The sequence below is a fragment of the Actinomycetospora sp. 2LY8.5 genome, from assembly GCF_057180585.1.
In genome coordinates, this window is sequence record NZ_JBXUHE010000049.1 from 26,999 (window position 1) to 41,100 (window position 14,102).

The following is a 14,102-nucleotide window of genomic DNA, read 5'->3' on the forward strand; positions in this document are numbered from 1 at the left end:
GAAGAACGGGGTTGGCGCGCCCGTCGGCAGGCCCCACCCGGGCGGACGAGATCGAGGTCGCAAACCTCGTGGCGGCGGGGTTGAACTTCTCGTCGGTGGTCCGTGCCGTCACACCGACTCCAGATAGTCCAGGATTGCCCCCGCCGAGTCGTCGTGTGGGGACGAGGCGAACGGCAGGCCCCCACCGGGGCAGTGGGCATGGACTCCAAATCCAGGAACTGCCACCGCGCCGGTCCCCGAGCCCTACGTGATCTTGGTGTCGGTCATCGTTTCGGCTCGGTGGCCGGGTCGAGCTCACCGAGCTGGGCAAAGACAAGCGTCGCCTCGACGTCGAAACGAAATACTCAAGCGCGCCGCGCGGTAGAACGTCCTCCCAAAATGGTTTTCTCGCTGGTCTGTGAACTCGCCGACGACGGTTTCGACGTCGCGGTGACCTGTGGGTTATCGAACGTCCGTCGTCAGGGCTACTGCGAATGGCTCTCGGGTGAGAAGTCTGTCCTCGTGCAGGAGAACGAGTTGCTGCTCGAGCACGTCGAGAAGATCCATGACGAGTCCCGCGGGACCTACGGCTGGCCACGGGCGCACGCCGAGCTGACTCTCGGGCTGGGCCTGGCGGTCGACGACAAGCGGGTGGCCCGGCTGATGCGCGAAGCCGGCATCCCGGGCCTCTGCCGGCGCCGACGCCGCGGCTGCACGTCTGCGACCAGGCCGCCGACCCCTACCTCAACCTCGTCGAGCGCCGCTTCGGCGCCCGACTCCGACAAACTCCACGATCATGCACTCTGACCACGCTTCGCAATTCACTTCGTGGGCGTTCGGGCAACGCCTACAAGCCGCCGAGCTGCTCGGGTCGATGGCTCGAACTGCTGGACTCGCGGATCTGGAATTCACGTGCCGAGCTTGCCAACGCGATATTCGAATGCTCGGCGGCCAGCCAGCCCCGCCCGTCATCGGCGGCGCCGCGTTCGGTGGCCACGGTGAGGGTGCTGCCGTCGAGCGAGACGTCGATCGAGCCCGGATCCACCCCGGGGATGTCGAGCTCCACGATGAACTGGTCCTGGTCACGGTGGACGTCCATCGGTATCCCGCTGCCCAGCTGGTTGCGGGTACTGGTCGAACAGCATCGTCGCTTCACTCGTTCATGTCGTCGTCATGGTCGCTGGCGTTGATCTATAACGGCTATTGATCTACTACGGCTATGTGATATTTCTTCTTCGCGAGCTGGGCACGAACCCGTTCCCCGCGGCGCCGACGGACGTGCCGGCGAGCTCGCCGGGGTGCCGCCGGGCGCCCTGATGGCTCTCATCGTCGTGCTCGGCCTGATCGTCCGACAGCAGCGCGGACCCGGCCGCGTCGGATTCGACGGTGTCGCGCTCATCGGTACCTACGCTGCCATCGTCGCAGTGCTCGCCGTCTGACGTAGCCTTCCTGACCGACTCGTCCTGGCGGCTCGAGTACGCGGTCTGGTCCCGGGCGGTGTGCGGCGGCCGACCACGGCACAGGTCCGGCCGCGGCTCGAACTCTGGCGGATCGGCTCGACAACGTGCTGGGGCCGCCTGCTCGTCATGGTCGGGACGGACGATCACTCGACGACCACGGCCTGCCGGCCCGGGCTCGCTCCCGGGACCGCGAGGGTAGACAGCTACGGCAAGGCCGCCCGCGCGACGCGGCTCGGTCACTGAGGCTCTTAGATCATCGTCCAGTTCTCCTTGTTGGAATTCGTGTAGTCCTGGTGGAACCACTGGAAGTCGTGGAGCAGGGCGCCGCCATCGATCATGACGGAGTGCCCGTTGATGTACCGGGCGTCGGGGGAGACGAGGAAGGCGGCGAGAGCGCCGACGTCATCCGGGGTCCCGAAATGCCCGACGGGAGTCCGTGAGATCAGATGGGCCTTCGACGTGGAGCTGAGGTCGAAGATCGGGGCGACCATGCCGGTCTCGATCAGACCGGGCATGATTCCGTTGACTCGGATGCGGTGCGGGCCGAGCTCCGACGCCAGTCCTTCGGTCATCATCTTGACTCCGGCCTTACTCACACAGTAGGCGGATGCCTGGTCGATATGCTGGACCGCCGCTCCGGAAGAGACGATCACGATCGCTCCGCCGCTCTTGCGTTCGACCATGTTCCGGGCGGCCCCCTGCGCCAGCAGCATGGTCCCGGTGAGGTTGATGGTGAGGTGTTTGTTCCACTCGTCGAGCGATTGCTCGAGGAGGGTCGACAGCGCGCAGTACCCGGCGTTCGCCGAGAGGATGTCGATGCCGCCGAAGCGTTCGACGACCCTGTCGATACCCTGTTGGATGGAGGCGGCGTCGGTCTGGTCCACTGCGGCGGTCGCGACCTCGGTTCCTGCGTCCTGGCATTTCTGGGCGACTGCTTCGAGGCCGGCCTCGTTGATGTCGAACAGCGCGAGATTGGCACCGCCCTCGGCGAGGCGCAAAGCGATCCCGCTACCGATACCGCCGGCCGCCCCGGTCACGATGGCGGTCTTGCCGCTGAAAGTTGACATGGGTGTCTCCTCCTGTGTTGAGTTCGGTTCTGATCGAGAAGAGTTGCGCTCACGGGAGCAGTGGAGGCCGTCGAGATCGGGACGGAGATCGACGAGGTCGTCAGGGGCGGCGGTCCCGCGTTCGATGCTTCCTGGCGCGCCGCTCTGCTTCCCGTCGATAAGCTGCCGGTGTCGTACCGGTCCAGCGCTTGAATGCGTAGGTGAACGCAGGCGTGGCGCTGTAGCCGAGTTCCCTGCCGATCTGATCGAGTGTTCGAGTGGTCGTCTCGAGAAGTCGCACGGCTCGTGAGAGGCGGACCTGGCCGTCAAGGGCTCGAAACGACGTCCCTTCCGCGAACAACGCTCGACGTAGCGATCTGGAGGACATCGCCAGTTCATCGGCCACGTTCCCCAGAGTGGCCTGTCCGTCGAGCCGCTCGAGGCAGTCCAGTACAGCGCCCGCGACACCCACTCTGGCATGGCGTCGCATGAGTAACCGCTGACAACCCTCCTGCAGCTGCGGGATCGCGCTCTCAGCCGCCGATTCCAGCGGTTCGTCGAACGGAGCCGCATCGAAGACGAGCAGGTTTCGGGAGGCACCGAAATTGGCCCTCACGCCGTAGAGCTCGGCGTAGCGGTCCGAGTGGGGCGGTGGCGGCCCCACGAGACTCAGGGCGAGCGCGCGAGCCGGCCGTCCGGCGCTGAGTTCTCGCCACACCGTGACGAGGGCGGCGAGCTGGTAGTCGACCACCACGCGGTGTACCTCGGGCGGCAGGAGACTCGTATCCATCTCGATGAACAGGGTGTCGCCGTGTCTCGTCTGTCGGCTCTGGGGGAGGGGATGACAAAGGTCCTGAAACTGGATGGACTCCGTGAGCCCCTGAGCGAAGGTCGAGCTCGATCTGATCAACAGGCCGACGAGTCCGAAGTCCGCGATGCGGCACCGAGCCCCGGCATCGAGGCCGATGTCCGTGTACTCGGAGCGAGAACTGATCACGTTCTTCGCGATCACGAGCTCGTCATGTGGCCGGATCTCCCCGCCGGGAGCCAGGACGTCCGAGGCGGCAATCGAGGAACCGCGAACGACGTCGGACGCCGCCATACCGCCTGCCGCGATCAGGTCACGAATCGCGGCGGTGTTTCGCGGAGCCCTCAGAGTCCACATACACGTTCCTCGATACTTGGCAAGTGTCGTCGCGCTCATGTTGCCTACCGCCACCATCGGGCACCAGACCGGCCGTGGATCCGCTCAGTCGACGACAGCGGCCAACACCAGGTCAGAGAGCTTCTGGCACCGCACGACGTGGTCCGTGTCCTCCAGGATGCCCGTGGTGAGCATCGCGAACGTCACGTCTCGCTCGGGGTCGACCCAGAACAGGGTGCTTCCCGCGCCCCAGCCGCCGAAGGTGCGCGCACTGCCGAGGTTGGGAAGCGGTCCCGGGGTGAGCGCCTCACCTCGGACGAAGAACCCGAGCCCGACCGAGGCCGGCCAGGCTTGCCAACCGCGGAGGTCGAGGGCGTAGTTGAACAGTGAGTTGACCTTGTCGCCGGTCCAGTTCCGCGTGGCGAGGTCGATCGTGGCTGGTGAGAGGATCCGACGCTCCCCGCTGACGCCCCCGGGCCGGAGCATCTCGGAGAAGGACCATAGGTCGAGGATCGAGGTGATTCCGCCACCACCGGGAAGCTCCGCGCCGTCGAGCGTGACGAGGCCGCCGACCGCCTCGATCTCCTCCGCGTGGAAGATGCCGGAGGGCCGGGAGTAGCGCTGCACGACGGGGGCGATCGGTCGACCATCTCCTGACGGCCCCAGTGACGTGTCGTGCATGCCGACCGGATCGAAGAGCTCCCCCTGGAGGATCTGGCGGAGCGTTCGCTTGTCGGGGTCGACCGCGACGAGCATCGACGCGAGGACTGCGTGCGCACCCAGCAGGGAGTACGTGACCTGTGCTCCGGGCTCGGACTCCGGTGCCGTGCCCATCACGTACTCCAGCCACTTCTGGTACTGAATGAGATCCTCGGGCGGTAGCGGAGCCACCCCCGAGAAGATGCCGCTGGTGTGCGTCAGTAGATGCCAGAGGGCGATCGTTCTCTTTCCACGCTGTCCGAAGTCGGGTAGCACGTCCGAAACCGGCTGGGTGAGCTGGAGGAGGCCGCGTTCGACGAAGCTCAAAGCCACCACGTTGACGAACTGCTTACTAATCGACATCGTGAGCAACAGGTCGGTCCGGCGAATTGGTCGCTGTTCCTGTCGATCCGCGAACCCGACCTCTTCCAAGGCCGCCACGCTGCCCCTGCGTCCGACGGCGACGAGCGCCCCGTCGTACGTCCCCTCGGTGATGTCCGCCTCCAGCGCGTCGTGGAGACGGTGAAGACGAGATGGGTCGAAACCGACAGACTCGGGCTGGACCACCTGCATATCGAGCTCCCCCCCGGCTCTTCCCTGAGCCGGTTACCGGTCGGACATCCGCTAGCCTCGTGGAGGGGCGACTGCCGAGGTATCCGGAGAGGGGCCAGGGTCTTACGAAATCAGGCCATCGGCGGCCGGCCCGGCTGCGCTCCTTCGCGGCCTCCAGAGCTGACCGGGACCGCGATGGAGGCGGGGCCGGATGACCCCTACATCCTGCTGGAGAAGGTCATGCGGCCCGCCGGTCGCTGGCCACGGAGATCCGCCGGCGAAGCCCCGGCGTGGCGGTTCGATCTCGGGCGGATCGACCTGGCGAGCCGGGCCGGGGACGGCTCCCCGCTCGGAGGCTCCGCCACTGCCTCGTCGGACGAGCAGGATCGATCACCCGAGCTGACACCCGCGGTCATCATCTGATCAACTGATGAGGTGACGACGTTCGGGGACGTGAAGCCGCGCCGGGGACCGACTCGACGGGCCGTGCTGGCCGGGGCGCTGGGGACGGGGCTCGCGCTATCCGCCGGTCCGCTGCTCTCGGCCTGCGGCGCGTCCGGGACGACCGGGTCGACCGAGCGGCTCCGGGTCGCGTTCGCCGGCGGCGGCTCGCGGGAGAACCTCGACCCGCACGTGCTGCCGCTCTACGTCGACCAGGCGCGGGCGAAGGCGTGCTTCGACACCCTGGCGGCGTGGTCCCAGGACATGACCGCGGTGCCGCGCCTGGCCGAGTCGTGGGAGGTCGACGGGACGGGCACCCGGTGGCGTGTGCGGCTGCGGGCCACCCGCTTCCACGACGGCCGCCCGCTGACCGGCGACGACGTCCTCTTCAGCATCCGGCGCATCACCGACCCCGCGACCACGGGCATCGCGGCCAAGCTCTTCGGTACCGTCGACCTCGCCGCGAGCCGGACCACCGCCCCGCGGGAGGTCGAGCTGGTGCTCACCGCGCCGAACTTCGTGTTCCCGCTGTGGTGGGGCGCGCCGGGCGCCGAGATCGTCCCGGCCGGCACCACCTCGTTCTCCCCGCCGATCGGGACCGGGCCGTTCCGGTTCGTCTCGTTCACCCCGGGCGGCCCCGCGGTCTACGCCGCGAACGACGCCTACTGGGGCGGGGCGCCCGCGGTCCGCGAGCTCGAGTTCTCGCCGGTCGACGACGAGAGCGCGCGCGTCAACGCGCTGGTGTCCGGACAGGTGGCCTACGCCTTCGACCTGCGCGCCACGAGCGCCCAGCAGCTCGCCGGCGACTCCCGGGTGCGCGTGCTCTCGGCGCCCGGCTCGACGTTCCAGTTCCTCCCGCTCAAGGTCGACCGGCCGCCCTTCAACGACCCGCGCCTGCGCGAGGCGGTGCGGCTCGGTCTCGACCGCCAGGCGCTGGTGACCACGGCGCTGCTCGGTCGCGGCCAGGTCGCCAACGACCTCTACGGGCTGGGGCTGCAGTACTACGACACCGGCGTCCCGCAGGTCAGGCGTGACGTCGACCGGGCCCGCGCGCTGGTCGCGGAGGCCGGCGCGACCGGGCTCGCGATCGACCTGCAGACCAGCACCAGCGACCCCAACTACCAGCCCGCCGCGGCGCTGATCGCCCAGCAGCTCGGCGAGATCGGCCTCATCGTCACGCCGCGCACGCTGCCCTCGGAGAACTACTTCGCCACCATCCGCCGTCAGGGCATCGCGTCGGTGAGCAGCGCGGGCTCGCTCCCGCTGCCCGACTACGTCGGCAGGCGCCTGGTCAGCACCGCGACGACCTACGACTTCACGGGCTACCGCGACCCGCAGATCGACCGCCTCGCCGCGGCCGCCGTCGCGACGCCCGACGAGACGGTGCGCGCGCAGACCTACGCCGAGATCCAGCGGATCGTGCGGGAGCGGTCGGGGATGCTCGTGTGGGCCGCGGCGGACAACCACGTCGGCGTCGCCGCCGACGTCACCGGCATCGAGGCCGCCCGGCCCAACACGAACGACTGGGCCCGGTTCGACCGCGCGCGCCTGGGCTGAGGCGCGATGCGCACCGCGGGCCTGCGCCTGACCGGCCGGCTCGCGCTCGCCGCGGCCCAGCTGGCTGCGGTCTCGGTGATCGTGTTCGGTCTCGGCGCCCTGTTGCCCGGCGACGCCGCCGAGATCGTCCTCGGGCAGAGCGCGACGCAGGAGCAGATCGACACCCTGCGCGTGCAGCTGGGCCTCGACCGGCCGCTGGGCACCCGCTTCGCCGAGTGGGCCGGCGGACTGCTGCACGGCGACCTCGGACGCTCGCTGTACACCGGGCTGCCCGTCGCCGACGAGATCGCCGCCCGGCTCGCGAGCACGCTGACCGTCGCGGCCCTCGCGCTCGCGGTGATCGTGCCGCTAGGCGTGGCGGCGGGCGTCGTCGCGGGCCGCCGGTCGGGGTCGGTCACCGACCGCGTGCTGACCACCCTGGGGACCGCGGGCCAGGCCGTCCCCGAGTTCGCGCTCGGGCTCGTCCTCGTCGCGGTGCTCGCGGTCGCGCTCGGCTGGCTGCCGGCCACGGCGGGCGGCGGCAGCTTCTCGGGACCGGCGGTGCTGGTGCTGCCCGTCGTCGTGCTCGCGGTCAACCAGGTCGGGCGGCTGTCGCGCCAGGTCCGCGCCGGGGTCGTCGAGACCGACCGCGCCGAGCACGTCGCCCACCTGCGCAGGCTCGGTCTCGACGAGCGCTCCGTGCTGCTGCGCCACGTGCTGCCGGGCGCGGTGCTGCCGTCGGTGCAGCAGCTGGCGCGCGTCGTCGACGGCCTGCTCGGTGGCGTGGTCGTGGTCGAGGCGCTGTTCGCGCTGCCCGGGGTCGGGGCGGGGTTCGTCGAGGCGGTCGAGGGTCGCGACATCCCGCTGGTGCAGGGCTACGCGCTGCTGTTCGCCGCGACGACGGTGGTGGTCAACCTGGTCGCCGACCTGGTCTCGGCGCGCCTCGCCCCGTACCGGGAGAGGGTCGCGTGAAGCGGGACCCCGCCCTGTCCGTCGGGGGCGTGCTGGTCACGGTGCCGTTGGTGGTCGCGCTCGCCGGGCCGGTGGCCGCGCACGTGGCGGGGCTCGGGGCGACCGGCACGCCGCTGCTGCCCCCGGGCCCCGGCGGGCTGTTCGGGACCGACGTGTTCGGGCGCGACGTCCTCGGGCTCGCGCTCACCGGCGGGCTGTCGGTGGTCGCGATGACCTCCGGGACGTTGGCCCTGGCCTACGCGGTCGGGGCGCCGCTGGGGCTGGCGCTCGCCGCGGTCCGGCGCCGGTGGATCGGGGCGGCGGCGCTGCGGGTCGTCGACGTGGCCCTGGTCCTGCCGCCGCTGCTGGTGCTCATGGTGCTTGCGGGCACGGGGCGTCGCGGGGTCGGCTGGCTGATCGTCGGCACCGCGCTCGTCCAGCTCCCGGCGCTGGTGCGGTTGGCGCGCAGCGCCGCGGACGCCCCGACGCTGCGCGCCGTACAGGAGGCGATGATCCAGGCCGGCGAGCCGTGGTGGCGCTCGCACCTGCTCGAGCCGGCTCGGTCGGCCGCCGGCGCGCTCGTCGCCGACGCCGGCACCCGCGTGGTGCTCGTCGTGACCGTTCTGACCAGCGCGAACTTCCTCGGTGTCGGGCTGGAACCGACCTCGTCGGACTGGAGCGTGGTGATCCAGCAGAACGGGCCGACCCTGTTCCTCGCGCCGGCCGCGCTGGTCGTGCCGGCCGTGCTGCTCGTCGCGCTGTGCGCCGGAGCGAACCTCGTCGCCGACCGGTTGCTGGACCGGCGGGGTGCGCCGTGAGCGCGGTCCTGCGGGCGCGGGGGCTCGGGGCTCGCGCCGGGGACGCCGTGCTGCTCGCCGACGTCGACCTCGCGGTCGCGCCCGGCCAGGTCCTCGCGGTCGTCGGCCCGTCGGGGTCGGGGAAGAGCACGCTCGGGCTCGGGCTGCTGGGGGAGGCGCGGGCCGGCGTCGAGCTGGACGGCGGCGTCGTGGCGGACGGCCGGGTCGGCTACCTCCCGCAGCACCCCGGCGCGGTGCTCGACCCCGTGCGGCGTGTCGGCGCGGTGCTCGACGAGCTGGCCGGGACGGTGCACGGCCGCTCGCGCCGTCGCGAGGCGGTCGCCGCGGCGCTCGCGGCGGCGCAGATCCCCGACGCGTCCCTGGCCCGCCGCCACCCCCACCAGCTCTCGGGCGGACAGCAGCAGCGGATGGCGCTGGCGTGCACGCTGGTCACCCGGCCGTCCGTCGTCGTGCTGGACGAGCCGACGACCGCGCTCGACGCGGGGACGACGGCGGGGCTCGTCGCGGACCTGGCGGGGCTCGCGGCGTCCGGCGTCGCGCTGGTCCTGCTCACCCACGACCGCGACGTCGCCCGCGCCCTGGCGCACGAGGTGCTGGAGCTCCGCGACGGGCGGGTCGTGCGGCGGGGGGCGGCGTCCGTGCTCGGCGGTTCGTCGGGCGGGGCGCCGGTCGTCGCGGAGGTCAGCGGTCCGCCCCGGCTCGACGCCCGCGGGATCACGGTCCGCGCCGGGGACGGGCGGGCGATCCTCGCGGACGTGTCCCTCGCGGCGGGGTCGGGCGAGGCCGTCGGCGTCGTCGGGCGCACCGGGGCGGGCAAGACGACACTGGCCCGCTGCCTCGCCGGGCTCGTGGCGCCGCGGGCCGGGACCGTGGCGGTCGACGGGCACACGCTGCGACCCGACGCGCTCGACCGGGACGGGGCGGCGCGGCGGGCGGTGCAGTACGTGCACCAGGATCCGCGCGCCACGTTCGCCGCCCGGCGCCCGGTGATCGACCATGTGGTGCGGCCGGGGGTGCTGCTGCGCGGTCTGAGCCCGTCGGAGGCTCGCGCGGAGGCCGCCGGCCTGCTGGCGGACCTCGGGGTCGACGACATGACGGCCGCGCGGCGTCCCGGGGCGCTGTCGGGTGGTCAGCTGCAGCGGGCGGCGGTCGTGCGTGCGCTGATGGCCGGGCCGGCGGTGCTGGTCGCGGACGAGGTGACCGCGGCGCTCGACGCCGAGCACCGTCGGCGACTGGTCGCACTGCTCGACCGCATGCCGGCGATGACCGTGGTGCTCGTCAGCCACGACCTCGAGGTGGTCGCGCGGGTGTGCCCCTCGACGGTCGTCGTCGCCGACGGCCGGATCGTGGACCGGGGCCCGACGGCCGAGGTGCTGGCGCGGGGCGGGTTCAGCGCAGGGCCGCGAGCAGGCGACGGTCGAGGAGCTGGGTCAGCGTCGTGACCTCGGCGAACCCGGCGCCGCCGAGTGCCCGCTCCCCAGCGGGCCAGCGAGCTCCCGCCGTGACCGCGCCGGTGCGGACCCTCGACGCGCTCGGCGAACCGCGGCGCGAGCGCGGGCTCCGCCTCGGCAGCCCCCATCACGCGGAGAAGTCCTCGAAGCCCGGCGCGGTCGTGCGCGCGTCGGTGCGGGCGCGGCGCGGCTCCTGGGTCGCCGCGGCGAGACGGGGCGTGGTGTCCGGATCGGCGAGCAGGGTGTCGAAGTTCAGGAGCACCCCCTCGGGGCGCGGCACGGTCGCGAGCGCCCGCGCGAAGCCGGGGAGCCGGTCGGCAGGCAGCCAGTCCAGCTACGCGGCACTCTCATCGATGGCGCAGCCGATCACCGATCTCGACGCAGGCCTCTCTTCAGCCACTCCCGACCAGCGGCAGTGACCAGAGCGCAGGGGCCGGTTAGGGTGCCGGTCGTGAGCAGCCCGGACGCCGAGAGAAGCTAGCCGCCGGCCCTGGTCGGTGGCGCCGCCGTCGAACGACAGACACGTGTCGGTGTCTGCGGTGACGTCGGCCTGCCCTTCTGCTGGGCCGGGTCCGTGGTCCGGATCAACCCTGCCCCGTCGTGTGTTGTGCGCTCGCGCAGCGGCCCGGGGTCGGCCGTGGTGGAGCTTGCTCATGTCGTTGTTGTTGCTGGCCTTGGCGTGCGCGGTGTTCGCGCAGGCCACTTCGGAGTTCATGTTGGCCGGGCTGGTGGGCGAGATCGCCGCCGAGTTCGGGGTGCCGTTGGTGGTGGCGGGGAGCCTGACCTCGGCGTTCGCGGTGGGGATGGTGCTGGGCGCGCCGCTGATGGCGCTGGTCGCGCGGAGGTTGGCGCCGCGGGCGGCGTTGTCGGGGTTCCTGGCGCTGTTCGTGGTGGTGCACGTGGTCGGGGCGCTGAGCGCGGTGTTCGCGGTGTTGGTGGCGACACGGGTGGTGGCGGCGTTCGCCAACGCCGGGTTCCTGGCGGTGGCGCTGGTGGTGGCGGTGCGCTCGGTGGCGCCGGAACGCACCGCTCGGGCGACTGCGGTGCTGCTGTCGGGCACGACGCTGGCGCTGATCGTCGGGGTGCCCGCGGGCGCGCTGATCGGGCAGCTCGGGGGGTGGCGCGCCACGTTCTGGGTCGTTGCCGCGCTCGCGCTGGCGGCGCTGGCGCTGCTCCCGCTCGTGGCCGTGCCCCAGGGCCCGGGCGGCTCGCGGCCGTCGGTGCGCGCGGAGTTCGCGGTGCTGCGCCGGCCGGTGGTGGCTGCGACGTTGCTGGTCGCGGTGCTGGTCAACGCCGGGACGTTCTCTGCTTATACCTATCTGGGTGCGGCCCTGGTTGGTGGCGGCGCCGCTGCGACTGTGGTGCCGGTCGCGCTGGCGGTGTTCGGGGTCGGTGCGTGCCTCGGTGTCGTGCTGGCCGCGCGGGGCGCCGACACTCACTACCGGCAGCTGGTGCTCGGCGGCGGGAGCGCGCTGCTCGCCGGCTGGGTGGCGATGGCCCTGGCCCGCGACACGACGGTCGTCGTGGTGGCGCTCGGCGCGGTGATGGGCCTGTTAGCGTTCGCGGTCGGGTCCGGTGTGATCGCCCGGTCGATGGCGCTCGTGCCGGACGCGCCGACCCTCGGGGGCAGCTTCACCACCGCCGCGCTCAACATCGGCGCGGCCGCCGGTCCGCTCGCCGGCGGCGCCGCCGTCGCGGCCAGTCCGTCCGGGGCGGTCTGGGTCGCGGTCGCGGCGGTCGCGCTCGCCACCGTCCCCGCCGGACGGGCCCTGCGCCTCGGACAGGCCCGCACCGCCGCGCAAGGACCCGCCGCCGGCGGCGATCTGTCCCAGTCCTGACCCGGTGGTGGTGATTCCGTGGCTGTGGCCGCGGGACCACCATCACCGCCCCCGTCCACGGGTAGGCGAGAGGCCGACGGGAGGCTCAGGGTGAAGACCGCACCCGTGATCGGGCACGAGCACCTCGGCGAGGAGCTGGAACGCCGCGGATTCGCCCTGCACTGGTTCTCGGTCGTGCCCGAGAACCGCTTCGAACGCCCCGACGTCGCCGTGCCATCGCGTGGTCCTCTCATGCGTGTTCCTCGGCGGGTTCACGCAGAGACTCACGCGATGGCCCCTCTCACGCGGGCAGCCACGCCGGACCTCCGGTCACGGAGTGACACCGCTCCACGGGACACCACTTGGCCGCGAGCGGGGGCGGTGTCTCAGAACCTTGGTTCTGGGACGCGGGCACGGGGCGTGCGTCGCCGGTCGCGTTATCGGCGCGGCGTTCGGCGAGGCGCCGAGCGTGTGGCTGCGTGCAGCGTGGCCCACTGCTCGGCGGTCAGGTGCTTGGGCAAGGTGTCAGCCCGTAGCCCGTGGTCGCGGGCCCAGGCGTGGACCGCACGGCGGGGGAGCAGCCCGGTGCGCTCGATGATCTCGGCAATCCCGCGGCCACGGCCGGTGAAGACGTCCTTGACCAGCTTCTGGTAGTCGCGCTGAGCGTCGACCAACGGAGTCGAGCGGCGGTGGGCGGTGAGCAGACCACCGTCGACCGACGGGGTGGGGGAGAAGGCCCTGGCCGGCACTCGCCGGTGCAGGGTGAAGGTGTACCAGGGCCACCAGCTCGCGGTGAGCATGCTGGCTCCGCCGACCCCGGCGCGGCGGCGGGCGACCTCCCACTGGGTCAGCAGGACCGCCGTGTGCCAGTGCTCGGCACGCAGGACGCGCCGTAGCAGTGTGGTCGTGAGGTGGAACGGCAGGTTGCCGACCAGCACGTGGGGCTCGGTGCCGAGCGAGGTCTCCAGCGCGTCGGCGACTTCGACGTTGACGTGGGCGGGTACGCGCCGCCGTAGCTGGCGGGCGCGGCGACCGTCGAGTTCGATCGCGCGCAGGGGACGGCCCAGGTCGGCGAGCGGAACAGTGAGGGCTCCGCGACCGGCGCCGATCTCGGTGATGGTGTCGCCGGGGCGTAGGGCGGCCACGACGAGGTCGACGATGACGTCGATGGTCTGGCAATCGGTGAGGAAGTTCTGACCGAGCTCGTGTCGGCCACCGTGATGGTGCTGGGGCATGGGTGCTCCGCGCTCGTGATCGAGGCGCCGGGCAGCACGAGGGGTGCCGCGCCGGCGATGAGGGTCGACCGGTGCGCGGCGAAGCAGGCAGTCAGAGAACCGTCTGTCGCCGCTAGCTACGGCGCAGACGGACCACGAACATCGCGGCTGGTCCCATACCGGCGGACGGTAGCAGCGGGCTGCGGGCCCGGCGATCAACTTTCGCGTCCGCCGGAGGAACCTCCACCGGACACTCCCGATCCTGACGAACAGGGCCAGCCGCCGACCTGCGACTGCGCGCCGCGCGGGACGGGTTCGCTGCCGAAGACCGGGTGCCGGCCCTGCCCGACCTCGTCTCCGACCCGCTGCGCCCTGCTCGGCCCGCGGATGGGCCGTCCGCGATCATCCGCTACGGCGCCGCGACCGCGGCCTTCCTGACCATCACCGACGCGGGCGCGAGGCCACGCGCGGCCCAATGGGGCGTAGCGGGTCTTCTGCGGGAGGCTCGTCTCGGTAGCTGCCGGTGGGTGAGCACTCGCGCGGCCTGGAGAGCAGTGAGTCCTGGCTCAGGAACGTGCCCCCACCGGTAGTCGGGAGGGATAGACCGCTGATGGGATGACGTCGCCCGCCGGCTTCGGCGCGAGCACTGATCCATTGGGCCGCTGGTGATCTCCCGCGTGCCGCCGACCGAGGTAGGCGAGCGCGGGAGGTGCGCACATTGCTGTTCGTCGGCGACGACTGGGCCGAAGAACATCACGACGTCGAGGTCCAGGACGAGACCGGACGACGTGAACGGGCCCGGCTGCCCGAGGGCGTGGCCGGGATCGCGAAGCTGCACGAGCTCGTCGGCCGCCTCGCGCCCGAGGACCTAGACGAGTAAGTCCGAACGGCGTGGTGGCCGGGAAGGAGGGCGGAGGGCGCCCAAGATCCGTTTGTGACGACAGACCTGGACACCCTCCTGACCGGACTCTACGTCTACATCGACGACCATCTC

Annotated in this window: 13 protein-coding genes and 1 pseudogene; 8 read left to right on the plus strand and 6 right to left on the minus strand. The window is 71.8% G+C overall.

Annotated elements, in window-relative coordinates; genetic code table 11:
- Positions 1-378: 378 nt before the first annotated feature.
- Positions 379-786: an IS3 family transposase gene (locus AC2A1K_RS31365; RefSeq protein ID WP_483900273.1), complete on the plus strand. Its 408-nt coding sequence runs from the start codon at positions 379-381 to the stop codon at positions 784-786.
- A gap of 40 nt (positions 787-826) precedes the next feature.
- Here AC2A1K_RS31365 and AC2A1K_RS31370 read toward each other — a convergent pair whose 3' ends face one another.
- Positions 827-1,078 (minus strand): Hsp20/alpha crystallin family protein, encoded by a 252-nt coding sequence (locus tag AC2A1K_RS31370; RefSeq protein WP_483900274.1) that lies wholly within the window; start codon positions 1,076-1,078, stop codon positions 827-829.
- Positions 1,079-1,277: 199 nt separating this feature from the next.
- Here AC2A1K_RS31370 and AC2A1K_RS31375 point away from each other — a divergent pair, with 199 nt between their 5' ends.
- Positions 1,278-1,418, plus strand: a complete 141-nt coding sequence (locus tag AC2A1K_RS31375) for a hypothetical protein (protein WP_483900275.1) — start codon at positions 1,278-1,280, stop codon at positions 1,416-1,418.
- 269 nt (positions 1,419-1,687) lie between these two features.
- On the opposite strand, the gene AC2A1K_RS31380 is transcribed toward AC2A1K_RS31375, so the two are convergent.
- The 3 genes from AC2A1K_RS31380 to AC2A1K_RS31390 form a co-directional block, all read right to left on the minus strand.
- Positions 1,688-2,506, minus strand: coding sequence for an SDR family NAD(P)-dependent oxidoreductase (locus AC2A1K_RS31380; protein WP_483900276.1), 819 nt, complete (start codon positions 2,504-2,506; stop codon positions 1,688-1,690).
- A gap of 100 nt (positions 2,507-2,606) precedes the next feature.
- The gene (locus tag AC2A1K_RS31385) at positions 2,607-3,689 is read right to left on the minus strand and encodes an AraC family transcriptional regulator (RefSeq protein ID WP_483900277.1); all 1,083 of its coding nucleotides are present in this window, start codon (positions 3,687-3,689) and stop codon (positions 2,607-2,609) included.
- A gap of 45 nt (positions 3,690-3,734) precedes the next feature.
- Entirely contained in the window at positions 3,735-4,901 is a 1,167-nt protein-coding gene (locus AC2A1K_RS31390; protein ID WP_483900278.1) for a serine hydrolase domain-containing protein, read from the minus strand.
- A gap of 414 nt (positions 4,902-5,315) precedes the next feature.
- Here AC2A1K_RS31390 and AC2A1K_RS31395 point away from each other — a divergent pair, with 414 nt between their 5' ends.
- From AC2A1K_RS31395 to AC2A1K_RS31410, 4 genes are read left to right on the plus strand one after another with little or no spacing between them, the layout of a single operon-like run.
- Positions 5,316-6,878, plus strand: coding sequence for an ABC transporter substrate-binding protein (locus AC2A1K_RS31395; protein ID WP_483900279.1), 1,563 nt, complete (start codon positions 5,316-5,318; stop codon positions 6,876-6,878).
- A 6-nt stretch (positions 6,879-6,884) separates the two neighbouring features.
- Entirely contained in the window at positions 6,885-7,829 is a 945-nt protein-coding gene (locus AC2A1K_RS31400; protein WP_483900280.1) for an ABC transporter permease, read from the plus strand.
- Positions 7,826-8,626 carry an ABC transporter permease subunit gene (locus AC2A1K_RS31405; protein WP_483900281.1) on the plus strand — a complete coding sequence of 267 codons (801 nt, stop codon included), beginning with the start codon at positions 7,826-7,828 and terminating at the stop codon, positions 8,624-8,626. The genes AC2A1K_RS31400 and AC2A1K_RS31405 overlap by 4 nt, the downstream gene beginning before the upstream one ends.
- Positions 8,623-10,068, plus strand: coding sequence for an ABC transporter ATP-binding protein (locus tag AC2A1K_RS31410; protein WP_483900282.1), 1,446 nt, complete (start codon positions 8,623-8,625; stop codon positions 10,066-10,068). Before AC2A1K_RS31405 ends, AC2A1K_RS31410 begins: the two co-directional genes overlap by 4 nt.
- A gap of 136 nt (positions 10,069-10,204) precedes the next feature.
- Here AC2A1K_RS31410 and AC2A1K_RS31415 read toward each other — a convergent pair whose 3' ends face one another.
- Positions 10,205-10,357, minus strand: coding sequence for a hypothetical protein (locus AC2A1K_RS31415; protein ID WP_483900283.1), 153 nt, complete (start codon positions 10,355-10,357; stop codon positions 10,205-10,207).
- 373 nt (positions 10,358-10,730) lie between these two features.
- Between AC2A1K_RS31415 and AC2A1K_RS31420 the strand changes: the two genes are divergently transcribed.
- Positions 10,731-11,915, plus strand: coding sequence for an MFS transporter (locus AC2A1K_RS31420; protein ID WP_483900284.1), 1,185 nt, complete (start codon positions 10,731-10,733; stop codon positions 11,913-11,915).
- Between the two features lie 416 nt (positions 11,916-12,331).
- On the opposite strand, the gene erm is transcribed toward AC2A1K_RS31420, so the two are convergent.
- Entirely contained in the window at positions 12,332-13,129 is a 798-nt protein-coding gene (erm, locus tag AC2A1K_RS31425; protein ID WP_483900285.1) for a 23S ribosomal RNA methyltransferase Erm, read from the minus strand.
- Between the two features lie 697 nt (positions 13,130-13,826).
- Here erm and AC2A1K_RS31430 point away from each other — a divergent pair.
- Positions 13,827-13,973: pseudogene (locus AC2A1K_RS31430) on the plus strand (IS110 family transposase); the annotation flags it as partial.
- Positions 13,974-14,102 lie beyond the last annotated feature (129 nt).

Excerpts from the sequence above, each read along its gene's own strand:
- AC2A1K_RS31365 (WP_483900273.1), top strand. The coding sequence starts at position 379 with ATGGTTTTCTCGCTGGTCTGTGAACTCGCCGACGACGGTTTCGACGTC.
- AC2A1K_RS31370 (WP_483900274.1), bottom strand. The coding sequence starts at position 1,078 with ATGGACGTCCACCGTGACCAGGACCAGTTCATCGTGGAGCTCGACATC.
- AC2A1K_RS31380 (WP_483900276.1), bottom strand. The coding sequence starts at position 2,506 with ATGTCAACTTTCAGCGGCAAGACCGCCATCGTGACCGGGGCGGCCGGC.
- AC2A1K_RS31385 (WP_483900277.1), bottom strand. The coding sequence starts at position 3,689 with ATGAGCGCGACGACACTTGCCAAGTATCGAGGAACGTGTATGTGGACT.
- AC2A1K_RS31390 (WP_483900278.1), bottom strand. The coding sequence starts at position 4,901 with ATGCAGGTGGTCCAGCCCGAGTCTGTCGGTTTCGACCCATCTCGTCTT.
- AC2A1K_RS31400 (WP_483900280.1), top strand. The coding sequence starts at position 6,885 with ATGCGCACCGCGGGCCTGCGCCTGACCGGCCGGCTCGCGCTCGCCGCG.
- AC2A1K_RS31420 (WP_483900284.1), top strand. The coding sequence starts at position 10,731 with ATGTCGTTGTTGTTGCTGGCCTTGGCGTGCGCGGTGTTCGCGCAGGCC.
- erm (WP_483900285.1), bottom strand. The coding sequence starts at position 13,129 with ATGCCCCAGCACCATCACGGTGGCCGACACGAGCTCGGTCAGAACTTC.